21 protein-coding genes are annotated in these 23,753 nt (G+C 66.3%); 11 read left to right on the forward strand and 10 right to left on the reverse strand.

Annotation, left to right across the window (positions count from 1 at the left end; all coding sequences use genetic code 11):
* The 5 genes from ACR9ZJ_RS10730 to ACR9ZJ_RS10750 all read left to right on the forward strand — a co-directional run.
* Window positions 1-964: hypothetical protein (locus ACR9ZJ_RS10730; protein ID WP_481287748.1), on the forward strand; the 964-nt coding region annotated here is incomplete at its 5' end.
* 23 nt (window positions 965-987) lie between these two features.
* Entirely contained in the window at window positions 988-4,254 is a 3,267-nt protein-coding gene (locus ACR9ZJ_RS10735; RefSeq protein ID WP_481287749.1) for a hypothetical protein, read from the forward strand.
* Window positions 4,255-4,303: 49 nt separating this feature from the next.
* Entirely contained in the window at window positions 4,304-5,053 is a 750-nt protein-coding gene (ubiE, locus tag ACR9ZJ_RS10740) for a bifunctional demethylmenaquinone methyltransferase/2-methoxy-6-polyprenyl-1,4-benzoquinol methylase UbiE (protein ID WP_426287970.1), read from the forward strand.
* Between the two features lie 70 nt (window positions 5,054-5,123).
* The gene (locus ACR9ZJ_RS10745; protein WP_481281788.1) at window positions 5,124-6,974 is read left to right on the forward strand and encodes a M1 family metallopeptidase; all 1,851 of its coding nucleotides are present in this window, start codon (window positions 5,124-5,126) and stop codon (window positions 6,972-6,974) included.
* Between the two features lie 97 nt (window positions 6,975-7,071).
* Window positions 7,072-8,070 (forward strand): alpha/beta fold hydrolase, encoded by a 999-nt coding sequence (locus ACR9ZJ_RS10750; protein WP_481281789.1) that lies wholly within the window; start codon window positions 7,072-7,074, stop codon window positions 8,068-8,070.
* A gap of 91 nt (window positions 8,071-8,161) precedes the next feature.
* Here ACR9ZJ_RS10750 and ACR9ZJ_RS10755 read toward each other — a convergent pair whose 3' ends face one another.
* The 4 genes from ACR9ZJ_RS10755 to ttcA form a co-directional block, all read right to left on the reverse strand.
* Window positions 8,162-8,929: a M48 family metallopeptidase gene (locus tag ACR9ZJ_RS10755; RefSeq protein WP_481287750.1), complete on the reverse strand. Its 768-nt coding sequence runs from the start codon at window positions 8,927-8,929 to the stop codon at window positions 8,162-8,164.
* Between the two features lie 72 nt (window positions 8,930-9,001).
* Window positions 9,002-9,910: a recombination-associated protein RdgC gene (locus ACR9ZJ_RS10760; protein WP_481281791.1), complete on the reverse strand. Its 909-nt coding sequence runs from the start codon at window positions 9,908-9,910 to the stop codon at window positions 9,002-9,004.
* Between the two features lie 77 nt (window positions 9,911-9,987).
* Window positions 9,988-11,175: an amino acid aminotransferase gene (locus tag ACR9ZJ_RS10765; protein ID WP_481287751.1), complete on the reverse strand. Its 1,188-nt coding sequence runs from the start codon at window positions 11,173-11,175 to the stop codon at window positions 9,988-9,990.
* A 35-nt stretch (window positions 11,176-11,210) separates the two neighbouring features.
* Window positions 11,211-12,083, reverse strand: a complete 873-nt coding sequence (gene ttcA, locus ACR9ZJ_RS10770) for a tRNA 2-thiocytidine(32) synthetase TtcA (RefSeq protein ID WP_481281793.1) — start codon at window positions 12,081-12,083, stop codon at window positions 11,211-11,213.
* Window positions 12,084-12,191: 108 nt separating this feature from the next.
* Here ttcA and ACR9ZJ_RS10775 point away from each other — a divergent pair, with 108 nt between their 5' ends.
* Both ACR9ZJ_RS10775 and ACR9ZJ_RS10780 read left to right on the forward strand, forming a co-directional pair.
* Window positions 12,192-12,398 (forward strand): YdcH family protein, encoded by a 207-nt coding sequence (locus tag ACR9ZJ_RS10775; protein ID WP_481281794.1) that lies wholly within the window; start codon window positions 12,192-12,194, stop codon window positions 12,396-12,398.
* A gap of 7 nt (window positions 12,399-12,405) precedes the next feature.
* Window positions 12,406-13,002, forward strand: coding sequence for a GNAT family N-acetyltransferase (locus tag ACR9ZJ_RS10780; protein ID WP_481281795.1), 597 nt, complete (start codon window positions 12,406-12,408; stop codon window positions 13,000-13,002).
* A 15-nt stretch (window positions 13,003-13,017) separates the two neighbouring features.
* Here ACR9ZJ_RS10780 and ACR9ZJ_RS10785 read toward each other — a convergent pair whose 3' ends face one another.
* The 6 genes from ACR9ZJ_RS10785 to ACR9ZJ_RS10810 all read right to left on the reverse strand — a co-directional run bounded on the left by ACR9ZJ_RS10785 (window position 13,018) and on the right by ACR9ZJ_RS10810 (window position 20,344).
* The gene (locus tag ACR9ZJ_RS10785; protein WP_481281796.1) at window positions 13,018-14,037 is read right to left on the reverse strand and encodes an HlyD family secretion protein; all 1,020 of its coding nucleotides are present in this window, start codon (window positions 14,035-14,037) and stop codon (window positions 13,018-13,020) included.
* 11 nt (window positions 14,038-14,048) lie between these two features.
* Entirely contained in the window at window positions 14,049-14,246 is a 198-nt protein-coding gene (locus ACR9ZJ_RS10790) for a DUF1656 domain-containing protein (RefSeq protein ID WP_371023683.1), read from the reverse strand.
* The gene (locus tag ACR9ZJ_RS10795) at window positions 14,236-16,362 is read right to left on the reverse strand and encodes an FUSC family protein (protein ID WP_481287752.1); all 2,127 of its coding nucleotides are present in this window, start codon (window positions 16,360-16,362) and stop codon (window positions 14,236-14,238) included. The genes ACR9ZJ_RS10790 and ACR9ZJ_RS10795 overlap by 11 nt, the downstream gene beginning before the upstream one ends.
* 11 nt (window positions 16,363-16,373) lie before the next feature.
* Window positions 16,374-16,865: a MarR family winged helix-turn-helix transcriptional regulator gene (locus ACR9ZJ_RS10800; protein ID WP_481287753.1), complete on the reverse strand. Its 492-nt coding sequence runs from the start codon at window positions 16,863-16,865 to the stop codon at window positions 16,374-16,376.
* Window positions 16,866-16,948: 83 nt separating this feature from the next.
* Window positions 16,949-17,353, reverse strand: coding sequence for a DUF4156 domain-containing protein (locus ACR9ZJ_RS10805; RefSeq protein ID WP_481281799.1), 405 nt, complete (start codon window positions 17,351-17,353; stop codon window positions 16,949-16,951).
* An 81-nt stretch (window positions 17,354-17,434) separates the two neighbouring features.
* Window positions 17,435-20,344 (reverse strand): M16 family metallopeptidase, encoded by a 2,910-nt coding sequence (locus ACR9ZJ_RS10810; RefSeq protein WP_481281800.1) that lies wholly within the window; start codon window positions 20,342-20,344, stop codon window positions 17,435-17,437.
* Window positions 20,345-20,731: 387 nt separating this feature from the next.
* Here ACR9ZJ_RS10810 and ACR9ZJ_RS10815 point away from each other — a divergent pair, with 387 nt between their 5' ends.
* Genes ACR9ZJ_RS10815 through ubiB form a run of 4 tightly spaced genes read left to right on the forward strand, consistent with a single transcriptional unit; the run spans window position 20,732 to window position 23,751 of the window.
* Complete coding sequence (locus tag ACR9ZJ_RS10815; protein WP_481281801.1) at window positions 20,732-20,920, forward strand: hypothetical protein; 189 nt, start codon at window positions 20,732-20,734, stop codon at window positions 20,918-20,920.
* 7 nt (window positions 20,921-20,927) lie between these two features.
* Window positions 20,928-21,395 carry a tRNA (cytidine(34)-2'-O)-methyltransferase gene (locus tag ACR9ZJ_RS10820; RefSeq protein ID WP_481281802.1) on the forward strand — a complete coding sequence of 156 codons (468 nt, stop codon included), beginning with the start codon at window positions 20,928-20,930 and terminating at the stop codon, window positions 21,393-21,395.
* Window positions 21,396-21,436: 41 nt separating this feature from the next.
* Window positions 21,437-22,105 carry a ubiquinone biosynthesis accessory factor UbiJ gene (locus tag ACR9ZJ_RS10825; protein WP_481287754.1) on the forward strand — a complete coding sequence of 223 codons (669 nt, stop codon included), beginning with the start codon at window positions 21,437-21,439 and terminating at the stop codon, window positions 22,103-22,105.
* On the forward strand, window positions 22,102-23,751 hold the full coding sequence (gene ubiB, locus ACR9ZJ_RS10830; protein WP_481287755.1) for a ubiquinone biosynthesis regulatory protein kinase UbiB: 1,650 nt from the start codon (window positions 22,102-22,104) through the stop codon (window positions 23,749-23,751). Before ACR9ZJ_RS10825 ends, ubiB begins: the two co-directional genes overlap by 4 nt.
* Window positions 23,752-23,753 lie beyond the last annotated feature (2 nt).

A 23,753-nucleotide genomic window follows, 5' to 3' on the forward strand; every position in this document is an offset into this window, starting at 1 on the left:
TCCCTCGATGGAGCCGTTGCGTGCCGAGATCTCCGCTGTGTTGGCGGACAACCCGAGTGCGTCTCCATTTGTCAGGCCAGACGGAACCCATCTCAAGTTCATCGTCCGCCCACGTAGCGCCGTGATCGTCTCGCCGCAACTCCATCCGGACATAACGGCGCTCAGCGCCCATCAACGACGTGTGTTCCTGCACGAGCTGGACGTCCAGTTCCCGCATGCAGGCGAACGCGCCGAGGTGCTGAATATCAGTGGGTGGGCACGCGACGATGGTCGTCGCGTCCCGTCGTCATGGAACCTGGCCGAGCACACGGATGTCCAGTCGCCGTCCATTTCGTCGTCGACGGGCGATGCGGCACCTGCAACCGCAAGTCTCACACCGAGCCAGCAGACGCGATGGGACAACGCGCTCGGCACCGCGAGGAATGCGCCTCGCTCACCCGAGCGTGCGCCGATCGCTTCCACCAGCGGGATCGTGACCGAAGCCCTCCCGAACACCGAAGTCGTGCCTTTTTACGACTGGCCCGAGCGCATCTGGTATTTCGGCGAACGCAACTTCCAGCTAGCGCCGAGCGGCGATGGCGTCACGCTGTCGCCGGGCTCGGCATGGCCAGGCACGAGCAGCGGACCACGCACCTATCCCGTCTCGGTGCTTCCCCCGGAAACGCCGGCCAGCCGGCTGTCCGAGGTGCTCGGCACATCGCCGGTCCATGAATCCACGCAACGCGACCCGCTTGGCTATTGGGTTCAGATCGACACGGCGGGTCTTCGCGATCGGCTCGTAGGAGCCCACCACATCCAGAGACCGTGGACGGGTCCTGGACTCGAGATGCGTCGGCGCCTCCTTCCCAATGGGGAATATCAGTACACGTTACATAGCAACGCGCCCATCACCGTCCCGTCGACGCACGTCATCAACGTCGGGCGTCGTGGTGATGCGCGTCTTCTCCCCCCAGTCCGTCACTGACAGATACAAACAAGGAAATCATCATGGATACGATGCCGCCGCAGGCCCCGCCTGCCCTTACCCAGAGTGCCTACCAGGAAGCGAGCGACGCCTTCGATCGCCTCGTCGCCCTGCAGGCCTGGCTCGCCACGGAAGACGCGCGCATTCCCGCCCTTCCCGACACGCTTGCGGCCGGCGCTCTGCCGGCGTACCTCGACGCCCTGTCGGCTTACTGGAACGCACCGCCGGGCCACGCGGCCGAAGGCACCTCGCGACGGGCGATGCTAGCCGCGCACCTGGCCACCGCCGCACGCGACCTGGCCGTCATCGGGCAGCATGACGGCGCACTCGACGACGACGCCCTCGCCCTGGTCCGCGACCTGGTGGCGACCGGCGCGGGCAACCTGCCCGCCCACCTCAGCGTCCACGAACCGATGTTCGGTTCCACCGTGTACTCGGGCGTCCTGCTCGTCCAGGATCAGCGCACGAGCGGCCGCATTCTGCTGTTTTCCGCCCAGGACGGTTGGACGGCCTTTTCCAGCCTGGCCGACGCCCTGGCCCGGATCGAGCAGCACGCCCGCCGCGCCCTGGTCATGACCCGCGACCTGCCCGGCATCGCCCGCCAGCACCTGACCTCCCTCGGGTCGGACTCCTTCGTCACCTCCCGGCCGATCGCCGGCCAACCCTTCGACACCCTTGTCGACGGGCTCATCCAGACCCAGCGCGACAAGCTCGAACAAGCAGCATTCGAGTTCGCCCTCGCCCCCCACGACTCGCCCACGCGGCAGACGACCTTTACCGATACCGCCTTCGCCGCCGTGCGTCTGGATAGCGCCGTCGACGTGGCCCACCTCCTCTCCGTGCGCCATGCCGCCATGATGGAGGCCTTCAACGACCAGCGGCTGACCCGTGTTCCCGCCAACGTCGCAAAGGACTGGCTGGATGCCGAGGCCATCCATCGCGCCACCCTGCCAGCGGTCCTCGCCCGCGAGGCCAGCGCCGGATGGGTCGCTCCGCCTTCGCTGACCGACTACACCACGACGGCCCTCGGAGAAAGACTGCGTGCCCTCGGGGTTACTCACAATCCGGCCGATATCCTGGTCCGGGTCGACCGCGGCTCCGACCCCGCCGCCTACCTGGAATCGCTGCAGGCCCTCTTCGAAGGACCGGTGCCGGCCGACATCCGCCTCATCGATCTCGCGTATCAGAACATCGCGGCCTTGGACCCGGTACGCCTGAGCGCCCACACGGGTGAGGGCGCGGCCCTACCCACGCTTGACGATGCCGCCATCCGCCAGCTCGTACGCGGCCTCGATGTCGCCTCCCGCTATCCCGCGCTGATCCAGACCACCTTCCGCTCCGGACCCGACGCCGCGCTTCGCCGCGAAAACGCTGCCAGCGTGCAACGCGCCCACATGGGGATGCTCGCCGCCGAGGCACGCCTTTCCTATTACCTTCCTGAGGCCCCCCGCTCGTTCCGCGACGATCATGCCGAGCGCGGCTACCAGTGGGTGCGGGCCGCGCTCGAAGCGCCCAACGCCGCCGACCGCGCCCGTGTCGAAGGCCACGAGATCGTCGTCCGCCAGGTGACCTACCAGGGCACCCCGTTGCGCGATGTCCTCGTCTTCGGTGTGCGCAACCCCGCCAGCGTCCCGACCATCGTGATGTACACCCCCGACGCCCCCGACGGCATCAGCTTCCGCGAGTTCGACGACCGCGCCCAGGCGAGCCGCCGTTTCCTCTACCATCCGGCCTTCCGCGAATACCTGCTCGACCGACTGCCCCTCGAGTACGCCCGGGTCCTGCCCAACGGCAGCGCCCGCGCGTTCGCCGGCGATCACCTCGCTCACTGGGTCCTGGGGGGTAGCGACGCAGATGCCTACACGCGCACCGCCGCGCGCTTCGAGGAGCGCGACATCGAGGGCGATTTCCTCGATGCCGCCTACGAGGTCGACGTGCAATTGGGCCTGCGCAACGTGCAGACCCTCACCCGCAGCGCCGAGCAGGCCAACTGGACCTGGCTGCTGGACCGCGCCCGTTCGAGCCTGGCGGACCGCCTGCTCCAGGATGCCATCCAGGGCGTCGTCAGCGCGCCGGCCCACGCCGCCCAAGCTGCCTGGCGCCTGTACGATACCCTGAAGGCCGGCGACAACGCCCAGGCCGTGGTCGATTTCGCCGAGTTCTACAACGCTTCGCTCATGGCCGCCGCGCCGGTGCAGGCCCTCGGCTCCGCCGCCCTGGCCCGCTCCATCCTCGGCGCGCGCTTCCGCCTCGCCGGCGGTCTCGTCCAGGCCCGGCCGGCCGTCCAGCCGGCCGTCGTCTTCGAGTCGGGCTACCTCGCCAGGGGCGTGCGCAAGACCGGCGCGCCCAATCGCGAGGGCATCTTCTCCATTCAAGGGGGCACCTATATCGAACACCGGAGCAAGCTTTACGGCGCCCGCTTCGACAGCGACATCGGCACCTGGCGCCTGAGCCGTCCCAACGGCAATGCCGCCTTCCGCGGACCGGCCATCCGCCGCGTCGGCGACGGCCAATGGGCGTATCACGAACTCGGCCCGCGTGGCGGCATGGTTCCCGCCGCCGCCGGGCGAGCGCTGGAGCCCGAACTCTATAATCACTACGTGGAAGAATTCGAAACCGCCTTCCCCGATCCCTTCGAACGCGATCTGGTCCGTACGCAATTGCGACGCGAGCTCACCGAGAACGTGACGGCTGCCAACGTCACTGCCGCGCAGCGCCTGCGCTGGAACGACGCCGTCACCCGCGCGCAAGCGCGCAGCCTGGCGAACGAAGCGCGAGGCGCCTATCCCTGGAACAACGTCCCGCACGACATGGTTGTCCCGCGGATACCCACGGACCTTTGGCGTGACGCGGGTTATACCGTCGTCCCGTTGGCCGAGGTTCCCGAGGTGCTTTGGTACTACGGCAGCAAGCCCTTCAAGACCAGCACCCTCGAACGCATGCTCGCACCGGGGCGGGGGAATCGCGGATTCAGCCCGAACTGGGCAAGCATCCGTACCGAACTCGTCCACGGGGAAGTGAACGGCATTCGTCTCACTACGCTGCCGCCCACGGCACCGTTCGAGGAAATCCGCGCGGCTACGGGCCTTCTAGCGGCGCGCCGCGATACGTTTGCCGTGCGTATCTACCCACGAAGCATGCTCACGGTAAGGAACAACAACGCCATGCCGCAGGCTGGCCTGGTCGTGCGGGAGGGGGTGCCGCCGGGAAATTACGTCATGCGCCCACCCGGCACCGACCGTATCCAGTTCCATCAAGGCCAGCACGAGGTGATCCCGACGATGCCCTGAGCACGCCTCCGCCTGCAGGAGCGGGGCGAACGGGAGTACCATGCGCGGCATGGAAAACGAGAAAACCACCCACTTCGGCTTCCGCGACGTCCCCCTGGCCGACAAGCAAAAGCTTGTCGGCCAGGTCTTCACGTCGGTGGCGCGCAACTACGACCTGATGAACGACCTCATGTCGTTCGGCATCCACCGCTTGTGGAAGCGCCATTTCGTGGCGGTGAGCGGCGTACGCCGTGGTGACCGCGTGCTCGATCTCGCTGGCGGCACGGGCGACATCGCCGCTTTGCTCAAGCCCGTCGTCGGCGACGAAGGCGAGGTGGTGGTCGGCGATATCAACGCCGCCATGCTGGGCGTGGGTCGCGACCGCCTGACCGATCGCGGCCTCGTGGCGGGTCTGCGTTGGGCGCAGATGAATGCCGAGATGCTGCCGTTCCCGGACAACAGCTTCGACGCCGTCACGATCGCCTTCGGCCTGCGCAACGTCACCGACAAGGACAAGGCCCTCGCGGACATGCACCGCATCCTCAAGCCCGGCGGCCGTGCGCTGGTGCTGGAGTTCTCGAAGGTGCAGAGCCCGGTGCTATCCAAGCTCTACGATGTGCACTCGTTCAAGATACTGCCGCGGCTCGGCCAGTTGTTCGCCAAGGACGCCGACAGCTACCAGTATCTGGCCGAATCGATCCGCAAGCATCCCGACCAGGAAACCCTGAAGGGGATGATGCTCAACGCCGGCTTCGGGCATGTCGAAGTGCGCAATCTCAGCAACGGGATCGTTGCCATCCACCGCGCCTACAAACTGTAGGCGCGACGCAAGGGACGGGGCTTGGCCGGGGGTGGCATATACTGGCCGCTCGACTCCACCGGAACCCAGCATGCGCCTGCTTCCCGTCCTTGCCCTGGTCATGGCGTTTCCCGCCGTGGCCTTCGCCTCCGATCCGCATTCCTACGCGCAGCCAGACGCGGTCCGTGTCACCCATCTCGACCTGGACCTCAAGCTGGACTTCGACAAGCGCGAACTCGCCGGCCATGCGACGCTGAAGCTCGATTGGAAGGATGCCAAGGCGAAGGACCTGGTCCTGGACACGCGCGACCTGAAGATCGCCAGCGTGGAGGCCGTGGATGCGTCCGGCAAGGCCTCCCCGCTGAAGTTCGCACTGGCACCGCGCGACAAGGAACTCGGATCCAAGCTTACCATCGAGGCACCCGCGCACCCGGCAAACGTGCGCATCGCCTATGCGACGGTTCCCGAAGCATCGGGCCTGCAATGGCTGACGCTCGAACAGACGGCCAGCAAGAAGCAACCCTTCATGTTCTCGCAATCGGAATCCATCCACGCACGTTCGTGGGTGCCACTGCAGGATTCGCCCGCCATCCGCATCACCTACGATGCGCACATCAGCGCGCCGAAGGACGTCCGCGTCGTGATGAGCGCGATCAACGATGCGAAGCATCCGTTGAACGGCGACTTCTCCTTCGACCAACCGCACCCGATTCCCTCGTACCTGCTGGCCATCGCCGCCGGCGATATCGCGGTGAAGGAAACCGGTCCACGCAGTGCGGTTTACGCCGAACCCAGCATCGTCGGCAAGGCGGCTCATGAGTTCGAGGACACCGAGAAGCTGATCGAAACCACGGAAAAGCTGTACGGTCCGTATGCCTGGGGCCGCTACGACATCCTCGTGCTGCCGCCGTCGTTCCCGTTCGGCGGCATGGAAAACCCGAACATGACCTTTGCCACGCCGACCGTGCTGGTCGGCGACAAGAGCCTCGTCTCGCTGGTGTCGCACGAACTGGCGCATTCCTGGTCGGGCAACCTCGTCACCAATGCCGCCTGGCGCGACGGCTGGTTGAACGAAGGGTTCACCACCTACGTGCAAGGACGAATCACCGAAGCCGTCTACGGCAAGGCCCTTGCCGACGAGGAAGCACTGCTGTCCGCACGCGAGCTGCAGAAGACCATCGGCCACATGCCCCCGAACGCGCAGAAGCTCACGCCCGACCCGCGCGGCACGGACGCGGACGATGCCTTGTCCTCGGTTGCGTATGACAAGGGCTCCTGGTTTCTGCGCACCCTGGAACAGCGTTTCGGCCGCGACGTCTTCGACGCCTACCTGAAGGGCTACTTCGCCCACTTCGCCTTCCAGAGCATCGACACGGATACGATGTTCGCCTATCTCAAGACCAACCTGCTGGACAAATATCCGGGCAAGATGAGCGAAGCCGAGGCCCGCGCCTGGATCTGGCAACCGGGCATTCCGAAGGACGCGCCGCTGCCGTCATCGCCCCGCTTCGACAGCATCGACAAACAGCGTGAAGCCTTCCTCGCGGGCACGCTCGACGCCGCCAGGCTCGATGCGAAAAGCTGGAACACCCAGGAATGGATGTACTTCCTCGATCGCTTGCCGGACGTCACGCCGCTTGCCCGGATCAAGGAAATCGACGCCGCGTGGCACCTCACGGGCACGCCGAACGCCGAGATCGGCATGCGCTGGTACGTGCATGCCATCGCCGCCGGCGACAAGGACGTGTGGACCGCCGCCGGTGAACACATGGCCCGGATCGGCCGCCTGTACCTCACCACGCCGGTCTATCGCGCCTTCGCCCGTACACCGGAAGGCCTCGCCTTCGCCCGGCAGACCTACGCCGAGGCGAAGGACGGCTACCATCCGATGACCCAGCAGGCCGTGGAGCGCATCCTCGCCGGCACGTCGAAGAAGAAATAACGCACGAACTTGCGGCCTCCCTTCGGCCACAAGCCTTGCATCCTTCCGCGACGCCCCGCATGATGCGGGGCGTCCTCCGTTCCAGGCTCCCCATTCCATGGCCAAGACCCCGATCTCCGCATCCCCCGATAGCCGCCCCCTCTGGCAGCGCCTGCTGCTGCGCCGGCTCAAGTTCCTCGTCGTGGTGGCGCTGGTACTCGGCATCGGCGCGGGGCTCGTCTACCTGTTCGCCCCTTCGCTGCTGCTCAAGGCCGATGCGGCACGCCTGGCGATGGCATCGCACGTCGAGAAGAAAACCATCGTCGCTGGCGATACCACCTGGTCGTACTACGAAGGAGGCGACGGCCCCACGATCGTCCTCCTGCACGGTTTCGCCGCGAACAAGGAGACCTGGCTGGAAATGGCCAAGGGCCTGACCGACCATTTCCACGTCGTCATCCCCGACCTGCCCGGCTGGGGCGAATCGTCGCGCAACGACGGCGGCGACTACGGCATTCCGGCGCAGGCGGCACGCCTGGAGGCTTTCGCGGCGGCCGTCGGCGCCCAACGCTTCCTCCTGGTCGGACAGTCGATGGGCGGCGCGATTGCCGGGGTCTATGCGGAACAGCACCCTGAGCGTGTCGCCAGCCTCGTCCTGATGAGTTCGCTGGGATTGACCTTCAAGGACAACGATTTCACCCGCGAGGTGAAGGCGGGAGTGAATCCGTTCCTCTACAGCGACCGCGCCGGACTGGAAGCGCTGCTGGCGCGAATCTTCCTCACGCCGCCGCATATCCCGGGCCGCCTGGAAGATGCCTTGGTCGCACGCAACCAGAAGGACCACGCGTTCATCGAGCGCACCTTCAACCAGCTGAAGCAACCGGCACAGGCGTTCGCGCTCGATCCCGTCATCGGCAAGCTGCCCATGCCCGTCCTGGGCCTCTGGTGCCGCGAGGACAAGCTCATCGACGTGTCGGCGCTGGATACGCTGCGCGGAGGGCTCAAGAGTTCGCCGTCCATCGGCGCCACCATACTGAACGGCTGCAACCACATGCCGATGCTCGAGAAGCCGGAAGAAACCGCGCGCATCATCACGGGATTCGCGCTCGCGCACTGACCTGGCTTGGCCGGGAGCCGCCCTCATGGTGGGAGCCGACCCCTATCGCGGGTGGGAGCCGACCCTGTCGGCGATACAGACTCGCGAGAGCCTAATCGGCCACGTCCGCGATAAGCCTGTCCAACTGCATCTTCAGTCCGCTGCCGTTCGCGCGCAGCCAGGCACGCTGTTCCCCGTGGTCGGGGAGCACGCTCTCCACCCAATGCCAGAACTTCGGTGAGTGATTGCGCACCTTGAGGTGGCAAAGCTCATGCACGAGCACGTAGCGCAACGCGGCGGGCGGCGCCAGCGCCAGGGCGAGGTCCAGGTTGATCCTGTCCCGCGTGTCCAGGCTGCCCCACAGGCTCTTCAGCGGACGGATACGCAAGGCCGTGGGGGCCGCGTTGATCTGCGGAATGTAGGCAGGCAGCCAGCGCGAGACGTCGCGGCGGATCTGAGCTTCGAAGTAGGTAGCCAGCAGGCCGCGGGCGACGAGCAACGCCCGCGTGTGCGGCCGGGGAAGGGCCAGGGTCAACAGGCCAGGCTCGTGCTCCACCCGAGGGTAGGAACCTTCCGACCAGTCGAGGGTGATCTCCTCGCCACGGAAGGGAAACGTCGTGGGTACGCCTACGCGCAGTGGCGGCAAGGGCTGGGCATCGAGGTTGAATTCGCCGAGCTTCTGCTCCAGCCAATCGGCGTGATGGCGGAGGAAGGCCGTCATCTGCGCCGTATGCGTGCCGTTGGGATAGGTGAGACGCGCGCCCTTGGGCGTGACCGTCAGGCGCAAGCGGCGGGCACGCGGATGCGCCGCCTTGAGCACACGGATGGTGCCACCCGTGGGGGTTGCCAGTTCCAGCCAGTCGCCTTCGTTCGATGCCATGTCGCGAGTCTCGTGTCGATCCCGACGAACATCCCACCAAGCCATATCATTACCTGCGACGCCGACGCCCGATCAATCCGGACGCGGCAACTTGAACCATTCTTCCAGCTTGCCCAGCAGGCGCTCGTATTCGAGCGCCATGAGGGAGAAATTCGCGTCCATTTCCGCCGCGGCCGATTCAGGGCTATCCGCCTGCTCGTCCAGTACGACGTCGGTGAACTTGATTTTACGCAGGATCAGGTCCTCGCCAAGTACAAAGGAGATGCGGTCGTCGAACACCAGTCCCAACTGGAAGACCTGTTTTCCGGTCCGCAGGTGTTCGCGAATCTCATCCGTGTCGAGATCCTGGCGACGGCACCGGGCGATGGCGCCCGCCGCCGTGGCGGGGTCACGCAGCTCGCACTCGTCGCCCAGGGCCAGCCCGGCCGGCAGCTCCCCCGAGGCGACCCAATGGGTCATGAGGATCCGGGGCGACTCCTCGGGCGCCAGCGGCACGGCCGGGAAGCTGCCCAGCGCCTCACGGACCTGGCTGAGCGTGTTTTCAGCCGACTTCCGGCTGGACGTGTCCAGGACCAGCCACCCGTTCTTCTTGTCCGCATAGGCCTTCATGCGCGAACTGCGCACGAACGCACGCGGAAGCAGTTCGTTCATGACGTCGTCCTTGATCTTCTTGCGCTCGCGGCCGCCGACCTTGCGCCCTTCCTCCTCGGCGATCTTCTGCACGCGGTTGGCCAGCTCGTCGTTTACGACCGAGGACGGCAGGAGTTTATCTTCGCTGCCGACCGTGACCATCGTGTTGCGGCCGACGCTATGGGTCAGGCCCTCTTCGTGGCGGCCCAAGGGGGAGACGAAGCCGCGGGTGGCCATTTCCAAGGGGCCGACCGGACGCAGCCGGTGTTCGGGAAGCACCTCGTCGAGGCGCTCCAGGTCGGCCGCGACGGATTCGGAAAAGCGGAACAAGGTCAGGTTGCGGAAAAACATGTATCGATGAATCTCATGCGAAGGGATGGCCACGGCGGGCGCTGTGCGCCCACCGGCGAAAAGGCTTTGTCAGGGGGTCAGACGACGCGGGCGATGGCTTCGGCCACGCGGTCGATATTGCCCTGGTTGAGCGCGGCGACACAGATGCGGCCCGTGCTCACGGCGTAGATGCCGAACTCCACGCGCAGGCGCTCCACCTGCGCCGCCGACAGCCCGGAATACGAGAACATGCCACGCTGGCGCTCGATGAACCCGAAGTCGCCGACCTTGGCCAGGCGCTCGGTCAGGCCGCTGCGCATGGCGCGGATGCGCTCACGCATGTGGCCAAGTTCCGCTTCCCACGTCGCGCGGAGATCGTCGTGATTGAGCACGGCGGACACCACCGCGGCACCGTGCGTCGGCGGATTGGAATAGTTGGTACGGATCACCCGCTTCAACTGCGACTGCACACGCACCGCCTCGTCATGCGAAGCGGTGACGATCGACAGCGCGCCGACACGTTCGCCGTACAGGGAGAACGACTTGGAGAACGAACTGGCGACAAAGAATGCGATATCCGTCTCGGCGAACAGGCGCACCGCCTCGGCATCCGCCGCGATGCCGTCACCGAAACCCTGGTAGGCGATGTCGAGGAAGGGCACGAGGCCTCGTTCCTTCACCGTCGCGATCACGCGCTTCCAGTCGTCGGAGCCGAGGTCGACACCCGTGGGATTGTGGCAACAGGCGTGCAGCACGACGATGGCGCCGGTGGGCAGCGTCGCCAGCCCGCCGAGCATGGCTTCGACGTCCACGCCATGCGTCGCGGCGTCGTAATAGGGATATTCCATGACCTGGAAGCCCGCGCCTTCGAACAAGGCACGGTGGTTTTCCCAGCTCGGATTGCTGATCGCCACCGGGACGGACGGGTTCAGCCGCTTCAGGAAGTCGGCGCCGACCTTCAATGCGCCCGTACCGCCGAGCGCCTGTGCGGTGACCACGCGCCGGTCGGCCAGCAAGGGCGAGGTCTCGCCGAAGAGCAGTTTCTGCACGGCGCTGTCGTACAACGCGATGCCGTCGATCGGCAGGTAGCCGCGCGGCAGCTGGGCTTCCAGCCGTGCCCTCTCGGCCTCGCGCACGGCGCGCAGCAGCGGCACGTGGCCGTGTTCGTCGTAGTACACGCCCACGCCGAGATTGACCTTGTCGGTACGGGTATCGGCACCGAAGGCCTCGTTGAGGCCGAGGATCGGATCGCGCGGCGCGAGTTCGACGGAAGAGAACAGGGTCATGATCGGCAGGCCTTGAAGCGTGTGAAGGGAGATGATCAGTCGTTGTCGTCGGCGGCGTCGCCACCCGCGAGCCAGGCGCGCGTGTCGGCGCGTGGAGCGTCGGCACGTGAGCCGAGGGCGGCGAAGTCGAACAGGTTGCGGTCGGTCAACTGCGACGGGGCGATGTTGCCCATCGCGCGAAAGATGGTTTCGCTCCGGCCGGGATGGGCTTTCTCCCAGTCGGCCAGCATGCGCTTGACCACCTTGCGCTGCATGTTTTCCTGCGAACCACACAGATTGCAGGGAATGATCGGAAAGGCCCGCGCCTCGGCATAGGCCGCGATGTCGTCCTCGCGGCAATACGCGAGCGGACGGATCACCACGTGGCGCCCATCGTCCGATAGCAGCTTCGGCGGCATCGCCTTCAGGCTGCCCTGATAGAACATGTTCAGGAAGAACGTGCCGAGGATGTCGTCACGGTGGTGGCCGAGCGCGATCCGCGTGATGCCGTTGTCGGCCGCCCACTGGTAAAGCGCGCCGCGGCGCATGCGCGAGCAGAGGCTGCACATCGTCTTGCCCTGTGGGATGACCCGGGTCACGACGCTGTAGGTGTCTTGTTCGATGATGTGGAAGGAAACACCCCGCGCCTTGAGGTACTCCGGCAGCACGTGCTCGGGGAAGTCCGGCTGCTTCTGGTCGAGGTTGACCGCGATCAACTCGAAACGGACCGGGGCCTTCGCCTGCAAGGACAACAGCATGTCCAACAAGGTGTAGGAATCCTTGCCGCCGGAAAGGCACACCATCACCTTGTCCCCGTCCTCGATCATGCCGTAATCGGCGATCGCCTGGCCGACCTGGCGACGCAGGCGCTTGGCCAGCTTGCCTGTCTCGTAGGTCTGCTTGCGCGTGGCTTCAGGGGAGGCGGACATGGTGCGGCGATGACTTCATGCGGGGGGCTGGTCCCCCTATTGTAGCCGCTGCGGGCCCGCCCGCCCGGGGTTACAATCGGCGCTTCCCTCGCCGTCCGGCCCAATGCCATGCAGGTTCAGGACCCAGCAGAACTCAACCAGCGCCTCGCCGAGCTCAAGGTGGAGCACCGCGACCTCGACGCCGCCATCGAGCACCTGGCGGCGGCGATCACCCGCGACGAGCTTCAGCTCACCCGCCTGAAAAAGCGCAAGTTGCTGCTGAAAGACACCATCGCCCGGATCGAAAGCCGGCTGATTCCCGACCTCGACGCCTGAGCCATCCATGATCCCCGTACGCCTGGAAAACGCCTACGTCACCCTGGAACCGCTGGCCCTCGCCCACATCGGCCCGCTCGAGCGCGCCGCCGCCGACGGCAACCTCTGGAATCTCTGGTTCACCTCCGTACCCGCCCCGGGCCGCATGACCGACTACGTGGAGTCGGCACTGCGCGGCCAGGACGAGGGGCGGATGGCGCCATGGGTGGTTCGGGAGAACGGCAGCGGGGAGATCGTCGGTTCCACGCGGTATTACGACATCGTGCCCGATCCTTTCCGCGTGGCCATCGGCTACACCTGGTATGCGCGGCGCTGGCAGCGCAGCCATGTCAACACCGCGTGCAAGCACCTGCTGCTGGCGAACGCCTTCCAGAACGAGGGTGTGGTCGCGGTGGAATTCCATACCGACGCCTACAACCAGGATTCCCAGCGGGCGATCGAGAAGCTGGGTGCGAAGCGCGAAGGAATCCTGCGCGCCCACAAGCGACGCCCGGATGGCTCACTGCGTGACACGGTCTGCTACAGCATCCTCGCCACCGAGTGGCCCGACGTGGACAAGTGGCTGGAGCTGCGGCTGAAGCGTCTCGCTCCAGCCGATTCCTGAGACTAGCGGCGCACCTCAGCGGGACGCCACCGCCTCGCCACCGGACGGCCGCACCACGAGCGTGGCCGTCATGCCGGCCGCCAGCACCGTGCCGGGCGGCAGGTGTGCGGTATCGATCTTCACGCGCACCGGCACGCGCTGGGCCAGGCGAACCCAGTTGAAGGTGGGGTTCACATCCGCAAGCAGATCGCTGCCGGTCGGATTGTCGGCATCGGTGATGCCCCGCGCGACACTCTCCACCGTGCCCTTCAGGTCGACTCCACCGCTCATGAGGCGGATGTCGACCGGGTCGCCGACACGCAAGCCGGGCAGCTTGGTTTCCTCGAAGTACCCGTAGATCCAGTACGAGTCGCTATCGATCAGGGCGAGCCGTGCCGCACCAGCGCTGGCGTAGTCGCCGATGCGGACATCGAGGTTGGTGACATAGCCATCCACCGGCGCGCGCACCTCGGTCCGGTCGAGGTTGAGTTGCGCGGAAGCGAGTTCCACCCGGGCCTGGGCCACGGCGGCCAGCGCCTGCTGTTGAGCGGCGCTTGCCTGCTTCGTGCTCGCCTGCGCCTGCTGCCAACCGGCGCGCGCGGCGTTGGCGGCGGCCATGGCATTGGCCTTGTCCTCCGCGGAGATGACGTTGTTGATCAGCTTTTGCCGGCGCTCCGACTGCGCTTCGTACATCTCGTAATTCGACCGGCTCTGCTGGGCACCGGCCGTGGCGGCGTTGATGTTCGCGCCCGCGGCGCGCGCGGCGGCCTCGGCGGCGGCGAGATTGGCCTGCGCCTGCGCGACCGCGTTCTGGTACCGCGCCTTGTCGACCACGAAGAGCAGGTCGCCCTTCTTCACCGTCTGATTGTCGATGACACGCACGTCGGTGACGAGACCCGCGACGTCGGGCGCGATCCGCACGATCTCCGCACGCACGCGGCCATCGCGCGTCCACGGGGAATACATGTAGTGCTTCCACAGCGCATGACCGACGAAGGCCGCGAAGACGACGACCACGGCGGTCACGGCGAAACGGATGAGACTGGCGAATTTCATGACGGGATCACTCAGTACAGGAACAGCGCCAGGGCGCCGAAGACACAGACGAAGACGGCAAGGCGGAACAATGGCGGATGCCAGACCAGGCGGTACAGGCCGAAGCGGCCGGCCAGCCCGTCGAGCAGCCACAGAAGAAGCAAGGCCAGGACGAAGAAGACGAGCAACCCCGGCACGAGGGCGTCGCCGAGTGCGATCTCACGAGGCATGGGGGATTTCCTTGCCGAGAGGCGCGTCGGGCATGTACGCGGCGAGCACGGACTCGCCGTCGAGCAATGCCATGCGCACGAGATGAAGGTGTTCGAGCAGGTGTGCGACGCCGTCATGCTCCCCGACGCTGGCGATCGCCGTGGCGACGGCGTCGCGCGCCAGCAGGTAGCCCCGCGCATCGGGCTTCTCGTAGAAGCGCGACAACGTGCCCAGTGCTTCTTCGAGGTAGGGCCGTAACGTGGCCGGCAGTTCACGACGGGCCATGTCATGGCGCAGTTCGATCAGTGCGCGACCGGTTTCATGTACCGCCAGGGCCCAGGCAATCAGCGCGCGCGAATCGGCGCTTCCCGGCTCGGTCTGCGCGACCACCTGGCTCACGAGATCGTGGTTGACGCTCTCGAAACGGTGGCGAAGGCCCGGCAGCGGCGCTTCCGCGGCGAGCGCCACCTGCCCGCGCAACCGCGCCAGCTGGCGACGTCGCAACCACGCGCTGCCGATCGCCGGGGGAATCACCACGAACGAGACGGCCGCCGCGCCAAGCCCGATGACCTGGGCGATCGCATCGTTGATGAAATGCGCGGGATCGTAGGTCTGCACGTTCTTCAGGGCGAGGATGTAAGCGAAGCCCATGGCCCAGCCAAGTCCATACGATGCGAACCGCTGGGTCATCATCATGACCAGGCCCACGGCGAGGAAGGGCGCGACGCCGACCACGAGCAAACCGTATCCATCCAGCTGCGTCAGCACGAAGAACTCACAGACGAAACCCGCGACCATGCCGGAGAGATAACCAAGCATCACCAGCCAGGTGACCCGGGTGGGGTTCGGCGTCGTGGCGAAGAGTCCGGCGAAGATGGTCGCGAGCAGCATCGCGCTGGAACCCATGGGCCATGCACTGGCGATCCAGAACGCGCCTAGCACCAACATGGTCAGCGTCGTGCGAACGGTGGCGACGCCGGCACCGAGGAAGTCGTTGCCACGGTCGAAACGGACGCGCTCGGCAGAACCGGCGATGACGCGCGGCGTTTGCAAGGTCGCTGCCGCGTCCACATAGTCGTGCAGCTCATCGATGAAGCGAAGTAGCAATGCGGCACCGGTATCGAAGTCACGAAGATCCTGCGTGTCGTCGAGGGTGGCGCGCAATGCACCGGTGTTGCCGCGCATCGTGTCGCGCGCGGCCGCCAGCCTCGGCAGCAGCACGCGCGCTGGCGCACCCGCCTCGATGGGCGCGTCCAACCCTTCGCCCAGGGGGGCGTAGAGACGGATCAGCAGGTTCGCCGCCGTATCGCGGCGTGCCCGCTTCAACCGGTTGATGAGGTGATGCAACGACTGGAAGCTGGTCGACGCGGCCATGAAACGCTGGTTGAAGAGGCGCAGGTGGTTGCTGCGTGCACGTGCTTCGGCATCCTCGAAGATGACGGAGCTACGCAAGTCCTCCAACGAGACGGCCGTGCGCACGAAGCGCAGGTGCGCTTTCTCCATGGACTCGCGCGGGATGGCGCCACCCGTGCTGTCGCGGACGAAGGCGACGAAGTTAGCGAACTGTTCGCGTGCCGTGCGACGCAACACGTCGCGCATGCGGCTCGGGAAGACGACATCGCTGACGACGCCGCTGACCAGCAGGCCGAGTAACACCTCGCTGATGCGTGCCGTGGCCGAATCGAACACACCCGGCGGGTTCTCGATGACCGGAATGGCGACGATGGCGGCGGTATACCCCCCGAGGACGAAGGCGTATGACTTGAAATTGCGGTACAACGTGGCGCCACCGGCACAGATGCCGATCCACAGCGAAAGGGCCAGGAGGAAGAGGTCGCGCTGCTGTGGAAAGGCGGCCACGATACCGACCCCCGCCGTGGCGCCGGCCAACGTACCCAGCGCGCGATAGAAACTTTTCGCCAGCACCATGCCGGCTTGCCGGTTGGCGACGATGATCGTCGTCAACATCGCCGTGGATGGCGCTGGCAGATCCAGGCGCATCGCGATCCAACCGGTGAGAAAGAACGCGATCAGGGTCTTGGCCACGAACAGCCATACCGACGCTTCCTCGCGAAGTGTCTCGGCGACGACCTGTCGCGTCAGGGGCACGCGGGTTGAAAGATTGGCAGCGGACATGACGCGCTCGTCTATTCCCCGAAGCCGGCCAGCATCTTCTTCAGCAGTCCTTCGAGCTGCCCCTGTTCGCCCGCGGTGAGATTACGCGTCTGCCGATGAAGCAGGGTGACGATATCGGGAAGGAAGCTTTCGATGAGGGCGAGGCCCTGCGGGGTGAGCGTCAACGTCACCTTGCGGCGGTCCTCGTCGCTTCCCGAGCGGGCGATGTAGCCCTTTTCACAAAGCTGTGTGGTGAGCCGCGTGACGTTCGCGGATTTCTCGCCGGCCGCGTCCGCCAATTGCGACGGATGCAGACTGTTCTCCGGCGAGCCGTACAACATCATGAGGATGTTGTACTCGGGATGGTTGAGCCCGTAGGGACGCATCACCGCGTTCGCCTCGTCACTGATCTCCTTGAAGAGATGCTTGACCAGGCGCACGAGCACGGCCGGTCCACGCGGGAACTCCGGGTATTTTTCCCGGGTGATATCAAGGCGAGCTTCGGTGGGGGCGAAACGGTGCATGGGAGGTACCCGCGATGGTTACCTCACAAGTATATAGTTCATTTGTGTATATTCAATAGCGGTAGTTATCGCCGACCGCCGGATCAGTTCTTCAGCGGAACGGTTTCGAAACCGCCCTGCGGGGCCGTGTTCTGCGGCGGCGTAGGCGTATTGCCACGCACCGGCTCCACGGCGCGGCTACCGCAGCTATAGGCGCCCCACGGCTGGGACCCTTCGCTGGGTTCGGCCAACGGCTTGATCGTGTCGGCACCCATCTTCGCCGCCTCGTTACGGGCCAGCACCTCGAGTTCGTCGCGGACCTTGAGATCGCTACGGTCGACCGGGCCGACCCGGTTCATGACCGACACCGTGACCTTGCCTTGCTCTTTGCAGCTGCCGACATCGCCGTTCCAGGCGGTGCGCACGTTACGCGCGCCGTCGTCGAGCTTGATGCCCCAGGTACAGGCCGAGAGGGCGAGTGGAACGAGAAGGACGAAGGCTTTGCGCATGGGGGAACTCCGGGGAAACGACGAGGCATATGCTAACGGATGCCGGCGAGGGCGCGATTCGTTCACGCCCTCGCCCGCGCTTTACTTACTTTCCGGCGATGCAGCCGGGGTACCGTGGGCCTTGCCCGTCGAAGCGCCGGCGTGGCTGGCCTTGACCGGATTGCCATCGGCATCGACCACGTGCACCTCGCCAAGATTCAACGCACGCACGGGTGCCTCGATCTTGCGCAGGTCGCCGACGATGACCCAGGTCAGCGCATCGGGCCGTATGACGGCCGCTAGCGCGTCCTCCGCGGCTTTGCGGTCGACGCCTTCGATACGCGATTTCAACGTCTGCACGTAGTCGTCGGGCCGGTCGTAGACGACGATGCCGGTCATGGCGCCGAGCACCGCGCCGGTGGTCTCGAAGCTACCCGGGAGGGCGCGGATACGCTGGGCGCGGATCTTCGCGATTTCGTCGTCGGTCAACGGCTTCGGCCCGATCACCGCCTTCGCTTCCTTGAGGATTTCCGCAGCCGATTCCGCGGTCTTGTCGGTCTGGACCGGTGCGTAGAACAGCATCGGGCGCTGGCCCTGCGCGTCGGAAAGCATGCTGCCGGCGCCATAGGCCCAACGCTTCTCCTCGCGCAGGTTCATGTTGAGCCGCGAGGTGAAGGTGCCGCCGAACGCGCCGTTGGCGATGCCGAGATCAATGGCGTTCTTCGCCTTCGTGGAGGGTGCGAGCAAGCCGGCGAGGATGAGCGACTGCGGCGCATCGGTGCGGTTGATCAGGAACACGCGTGGCTTCGCCTGCGCCGCGACCTGGCCGATGTTTTTCTTCGGCACCGCGGACGCGGGCGGTGTCCAGTCACCGAAGACGGCATCGAGCTGGGGCAGGATCTGCGCCAGCGTCGTGTCGCCCGCGACCAGGATGCGGACGTTATCCGGACGCACGTAGTCGCGCTGGAAGGCGGCGAGGTCGCCCGCCGTCAACGAAGCGATGGCCTTCTCGGTACCGCTGCCGGTGAAGGGAATGCCATAGGCATGGCCCTTGCCGTAGAGCAGCGGCGGAAGCGTGCGCAGCGCCAGTCCGGTCGGTTCGGTCTTTTCCTGGGCGATGCCGGCCAACCACTGACCACGGACGCGCTCGATATCGTCCGACTTGAATGCCGGGTGGCGGACGATGTCGGCGAACAGGTCGAGCGACGGCTTCAACTCGGAGTTGAGGGCATTGAGGCCCACCCCGCAGGTATCCAGCGAGCAGCTGGAATTGACGAAGGCACCGAGGCGTTCCTTTCGACGGGCGACCTCGACCGAGTCCAGCGTCTTGGTGCTTTCCTCGATCAGCGAGGAGGTGAAGCTGGCCGTGCCGAGCTTGCGGCCCTGGTCAGCCGCGTAGCCGGCATCGAACAGCAACTGCACCTGCGTGACCGGCACCGTGTGGCGCTCGGCCAGCACCACTTCGATGCCGTTCTTGAGTTTGCCGCGCTGCAGCTGCGGGAAGACCAGGTCGGGGAAGCTCGTGACCGGCGGCACGCCCTTGGAGCGGTCCACCGCGGATTTCGCCACGGCATACGATTTGGCGGGCGGCGTGACCGCGGCCGGGCGCCCCTGTGCGGGACCGAGCGCCGTGACCGCCTTGTCTTCCGCGGCAGGATCGAAACCCGGCGCGGCGGGGAGGACAGTGAGCGTGTAGTCGCCCTTGGTCAGCCATGTCTTCGTGGCGGAAAGCACGGAGGCCACGGTGGCCGCCTGCGCCCGGGCGAGGTCCTTTTTGTAGGCTTCCGGATCGTCACGGTACACCTGGCCCTCGGCCAGGATCACCGCCTTGCCGCTCGAGCCGCCGACCTTTTCCAGGCCGCGGACGAAGCTGGCTCGGTTGGCGACCTTGGCGCGGACGAGTTCGTCGTCGGTGGGGCCATGCGCGAGGAATTCCTTCCACACGTCGGCCACCGCCGCCTCGACCTTCGCCGGATCGACGCCGTTCTTCACGTCGACCGTGAGCTGCACCTGGCTGGCGAGCGCGAACGGCGCGATGCCCAGGCTGACGTCGTCGGCGAGCTTGTCCTGGTAGACGAGGCGCTGGTAGAGACGGGAGGTCTTGCCGCCGCCGAGCACGGTCGTTGCGAGGTCGAGCTGGATGGCGTCGTCGCTGCCCAGCTGCGGCACGATCCACGTACGCACGATGCGCGTCTGCGCGACCTGGTCATGCTGGACGCCGCGCGTGGACGTCGTCAGCGGAGTGATCCACGGCTGCTGGCGCGGCACCGGCGGCCCCGCCGGGATATCCCCGAAGTATTCCTCGGCTTTCGCCTTCGCCTGGGCGACGGTGATATCGCCGGCGAGCACGAGCGTGGTGTTCGCCGCGCCGTAGTAATCGTGGAACCACTTCTTCACGTCGGCCAGCGAGGCGGCGTCGAGATCCGCCATCGAGCCGATCGTGTCGTGATGATAGGGATGGTTCGCCGGGTAGGTGTTGAGCAGGACGTTCTCGTCCACGCGGCCATACGGACGGTTTTCATCCTGCCGCTTCTCGTTCTGCACGACGCCACGCTGGGTATCCAGTTCCTTCTGCCCGATCGCGCCGAGCAGGTGGCCCATGCGGTCCGATTCCATCCACAGCGCCATGTCGAGCGCCGTGGTGGGCACGGTCTCGAAGTAGTTTGTGCGGTCGAACCAGGTGGTGCCATTCATGTCGGTGGCACCGGCGAGTTCGAACGGCTGGAAATAGGTGCCCTTGCGGTTTTCCGACCCGGAGAACATCAGGTGCTCGAACAGGTGGGCGAAGCCGGTCTTGCCCGCGGGCTCGTCCGCGGAGCCCACGTGGTACCAGATGCTGACCGCGACGACTGGGGCCTTGTGGTCCTCGTGGACGACCACGGTGAGGCCATTGGGCAGCTGGAAACGCGTGTAGGGGATGTCGGGAATCGCGTCGGACGACGCGGGAGCCGCAGTGGCGGCACCGACCAGGGAAATCAGCCCTGCGGCAAGCAGGGCGAAGGGACGCTTCATGTACGGCTCCTCAGGGGCCTTCGTGGCCTCGATCCCGGTGAGGCTAGCCCGCGCCGTCCTCCCGGCGCAATCGGTGCTCGGACAGGGCGCGGACGGTGTCCGCTTACGGGTGGTCAGTGTCCGCGGACAGGAAAGGACCAGAGGTCCACCTGACAAACCTCATGCGAATCAGCTGATTGCACGCTCTTAAAGGCTGGCACGACGTTTGCGTTACTAGTCCTGCTAAGCCGGGTGGCTTTCGACCCGACGCCAGATGAGGAGAACGCCATGAAGTACGAAATGCTGATGCTCCGCAGCCTGCTCGTCACCTCGATGCTGATCTGCGGCCTCACCCTCGCACAGATGTTCTGACCCTTTCGAATAACCATGAATCAAGGCATATACACCATGAAACACGAACTCCTGATGCTGCGCAGCCTGCTGGTCGCCTCCCTGGTCGTCTGCGGCCTGATCCTCGGCAACATGCTGACCTATACCGGCAACCCCATCCAGCTCGCCAGCGTCGGCACGACCGTCAGCGCGACCGCTTGCGCGCTGCCGCCCGATGGCATCGTCTGCCCACGCGCGGCCTCATAATGGGGGCATGCCCCATGTCATCCTGTTCCGACCCGAGATACCGCCCAATACGGGCAACGTGATTCGCCTGTGCGCCAATACCGGCGCGGCTTTGCACCTGGTGCGACCGCTTGGCTTCGAGCTGGACGACACCCGATTGCGCCGCGCCGGGCTGGATTACCATGAGTTCGCCCGAGTGGCCGTGCACGACGACCTCGACGCCTGTCTCGCCGCCATCGGCCATCCTCGTGTCTTCGCGTTCTCGACACGCGGCCGCCGCCTGCATACCGACGTGGCCTTCGCCCAGGACGATGCCTTCCTTTTCGGCTGCGAGACGGCGGGCCTGCCCGACGAAGTGATCGATGGCATCCCGGAAGCCCAGCGCATACGCCTGCCGATGCGCCCGGGAAACCGCAGCCTCAACCTTTCCAACGCGGTCGCCGTGGCGGTATTCGAAGCCTGGCGCCAGGCCGGTTTCGAAGGCGCGACACCGTAGGCCTGACGAACAGCGGGTACGGGCAAGCTACAATCCGGCGCATGACCTCCGATCGCCCCGCGGCCGACGCCGGCCCCAACCGCTTCCTGCCTCGCCCGCTGCGCGTCCTCGCCGGACGGGCCATGGAGTCCGCGCTCAACCGCGCCGTGGACCTCGACCCGGACACCCGGGCACGCCTCGACGTTCTCGATGGCCGCAGCATCCAGGTGTACCTCACGGGACCGGGGCTCGCCTTGCGCATCTCCGTCGAGAAGGGCGGCCTCCGGGTCGGCCCGCCGGAGGACAGCGGCAGTCTCCGCGTCACGGCATCGCCCGGCAGCTTGCTGGCCATGGCCTTGCGCCGCGACGACGACAGCGTGGCACCCGGCAAGGTGGACATCGCGGGTGACGCCGAGTTGGCCCGTCGGCTCGAACGCCTGGCGCGGCAGTACGCACCCGACGTCGAGGAGGCATTCGCGAAAACCTTCGGCGACGTGATCGGCGTGCCGTTGGCGAAGGCCATGCGCGAGGCGCTCGGCCATGCCCGCGAGTCGGCCGCCCATCTCACGGAGGACGCCGCGGACTGGTTGCGCGACGAAGGCCGCGTGGCGGTGGCGCCCGCCGAGATGGATGTCTTCCTCGATGGCGTGGATGCCATACGTGAGCGTGCCGAGCGCGCGGAAGCACGCCTTGCGCGCCTGGAGCGCGCGTCGAAGGGACGCGGCGCATGACATCGCTGCGGCTCGTTCCCCGCCTGCTGCGCGTCGCCGCGGTCCTGTTGAAGTACCAGCTCGACGAACTCGTCGACGGAGCCCATCTCTTCCGCCCCCTGAAGCTCGTCCGTCCGCTTTTCCCGAAACCGTCCGCCGACGTGCGCAGCCTGCCCCGTGGCGCGCGCCTGCGGCTCGCGCTCACCGAGCTCGGCCCTATTTTCGTGAAGGCCGGCCAGGTACTGTCGACGCGCCGCGATCTCGTGCCGGCCGACGTCGCCGACGAACTCGCGCTGTTGCAGGACCAGGTACCGCCCTTCCCCGGCGCCGAAGCGCGCGCCATCGTGGAGCGCGAACTCAAGGCGCCTGTCACCACGCTGTATGCCGCCTTCGACGAGATCGCGCTGGCTTCCGCCTCGATCGCCCAGGTGCACGCCGCCACCTTGCACGACGGTCGCGAGGTCGTGGTGAAGGTGTTGCGTCCCGGTATCGACAAGCGCATCGCGCGCGATGTCGACCTCCTGCACGCACTCGGCGGGCTGGCCCAGCGCTGGCATCCGAACGCGGACAAGATCCGCCCACTCGAAGTCGTCGCCGAAGTGGAGAAGATGCTCTCGAACGAGCTCGACCTCCAGCGTGAAGGCGCCAGTGCCAGCCTGCTGCGACGCAACTTCGCCAGTGGTGTCGACCTCTACGTGCCGGAAGTGCATTGGGACTTCAGCACGGAACGCGTGCTCACCCTGGAGCGCGTGCGCGGCGTGAGCGCGGACGATGTCGTCGCGATCGACAAGGCCGGCCTCGATCGCAAGCGCCTCGCAGCCAAGGGCGTCCGCCTGTTCTACGAGCAGGTCTTCCGCGACAACTTCTTCCACGCCGACGCGCACCCCGGCAACATCTGGGTCGATACCTCGCGCGTGGACGAGCCACGTTTCATCGCGCTCGACTTCGGCATCATGGGCTCCTTGCCGGAAGCGGACCAGTATTGGCTCGCGGAAAACTTCATCGCGCTGTTCGAACGGGATTACGCGCGCATCGCACAGTTGCACGTGGCGGCGGGATGGATGCCCGCCACCGTCCGCATCGATGAACTCGAAGCGGCCGTGCGCACGGTGTGCGAGCCGTACTTCACCCGCCCGCTCGCGCAGATTTCCATCGCGGAACTGGTCGTGAAGCTGTTCCAGACCGCGCGACGTTTCGAGCTCACGCTGCAGCCGCAGCTGATCCTGTTGCAGAAGACCCTGCTCAACATCGAGGGCGTGGGACGCATGCTCGATCCGGAAATCGACATCTGGGCCGTGGCCCATCCGGTCTTGCGGCGCATCCTGCGCGAGCGTTACAGCATGCGCGCCACGCTGCGTGACGTGCGGCGGCGCCTGCCGGAATGGATCCACAGCGCGCCTCGCATGCCGGAGCTGGTGCGGGATGCCTTGCGCCAGGTGGCCAGCGGCCAGCGCCAGCAGGTGGCCGATCCCCTGGCCCTGGCCCTGGTTCGCGACGATGCGCGACGGATGCGCCGGCTCGTGGCCTGTAGCCTGCTCGGCTCCACGCTCCTGGTTTTCGCGGCCCTGGTCGGGACGCTCGCACCACGCGGCATGTGGCCGGCCGTGGTCGCCGGAGTGGCGGGGATTGTCTCTTTCGCTGCCGGCTGGCCGCGTCGCACCCCCTGACC

Source organism: Luteibacter sp. KNZ12-1A (genome assembly GCF_056755675.1).

What these genes read in the sequence shown, in the direction of transcription:
- ACR9ZJ_RS10825 (WP_481287754.1), top strand. Translation starts at nt 21,437, where the DNA reads ATGACCTCCGATCGCCCCGCGGCCGACGCCGGCCCCAACCGCTTCCTG.
- ACR9ZJ_RS10780 (WP_481281795.1), top strand. Translation starts at nt 12,406, where the DNA reads ATGATCCCCGTACGCCTGGAAAACGCCTACGTCACCCTGGAACCGCTG.
- ACR9ZJ_RS10805 (WP_481281799.1), bottom strand. Translation starts at nt 17,353, where the DNA reads ATGCGCAAAGCCTTCGTCCTTCTCGTTCCACTCGCCCTCTCGGCCTGT.
- ubiB (WP_481287755.1), top strand. Translation starts at nt 22,102, where the DNA reads ATGACATCGCTGCGGCTCGTTCCCCGCCTGCTGCGCGTCGCCGCGGTC.
- ACR9ZJ_RS10735 (WP_481287749.1), top strand. Translation starts at nt 988, where the DNA reads ATGGATACGATGCCGCCGCAGGCCCCGCCTGCCCTTACCCAGAGTGCC.
- ttcA (WP_481281793.1), bottom strand. Translation starts at nt 12,083, where the DNA reads ATGTCCGCCTCCCCTGAAGCCACGCGCAAGCAGACCTACGAGACAGGC.
- ACR9ZJ_RS10750 (WP_481281789.1), top strand. Translation starts at nt 7,072, where the DNA reads ATGGCCAAGACCCCGATCTCCGCATCCCCCGATAGCCGCCCCCTCTGG.
- ACR9ZJ_RS10795 (WP_481287752.1), bottom strand. Translation starts at nt 16,362, where the DNA reads ATGTCCGCTGCCAATCTTTCAACCCGCGTGCCCCTGACGCGACAGGTC.
- ACR9ZJ_RS10785 (WP_481281796.1), bottom strand. Translation starts at nt 14,037, where the DNA reads ATGAAATTCGCCAGTCTCATCCGTTTCGCCGTGACCGCCGTGGTCGTC.
- ACR9ZJ_RS10775 (WP_481281794.1), top strand. Translation starts at nt 12,192, where the DNA reads ATGCAGGTTCAGGACCCAGCAGAACTCAACCAGCGCCTCGCCGAGCTC.
- ACR9ZJ_RS10800 (WP_481287753.1), bottom strand. Translation starts at nt 16,865, where the DNA reads ATGCACCGTTTCGCCCCCACCGAAGCTCGCCTTGATATCACCCGGGAA.
- ACR9ZJ_RS10790 (WP_371023683.1), bottom strand. Translation starts at nt 14,246, where the DNA reads ATGCCTCGTGAGATCGCACTCGGCGACGCCCTCGTGCCGGGGTTGCTC.
- ACR9ZJ_RS10810 (WP_481281800.1), bottom strand. Translation starts at nt 20,344, where the DNA reads ATGAAGCGTCCCTTCGCCCTGCTTGCCGCAGGGCTGATTTCCCTGGTC.
- ACR9ZJ_RS10760 (WP_481281791.1), bottom strand. Translation starts at nt 9,910, where the DNA reads ATGTTTTTCCGCAACCTGACCTTGTTCCGCTTTTCCGAATCCGTCGCG.
- ACR9ZJ_RS10745 (WP_481281788.1), top strand. Translation starts at nt 5,124, where the DNA reads ATGCGCCTGCTTCCCGTCCTTGCCCTGGTCATGGCGTTTCCCGCCGTG.
- ACR9ZJ_RS10755 (WP_481287750.1), bottom strand. Translation starts at nt 8,929, where the DNA reads ATGGCATCGAACGAAGGCGACTGGCTGGAACTGGCAACCCCCACGGGT.
- ACR9ZJ_RS10765 (WP_481287751.1), bottom strand. Translation starts at nt 11,175, where the DNA reads ATGACCCTGTTCTCTTCCGTCGAACTCGCGCCGCGCGATCCGATCCTC.
- ACR9ZJ_RS10815 (WP_481281801.1), top strand. Translation starts at nt 20,732, where the DNA reads ATGAAACACGAACTCCTGATGCTGCGCAGCCTGCTGGTCGCCTCCCTG.
- ACR9ZJ_RS10820 (WP_481281802.1), top strand. Translation starts at nt 20,928, where the DNA reads ATGCCCCATGTCATCCTGTTCCGACCCGAGATACCGCCCAATACGGGC.
- ubiE (WP_426287970.1), top strand. Translation starts at nt 4,304, where the DNA reads ATGGAAAACGAGAAAACCACCCACTTCGGCTTCCGCGACGTCCCCCTG.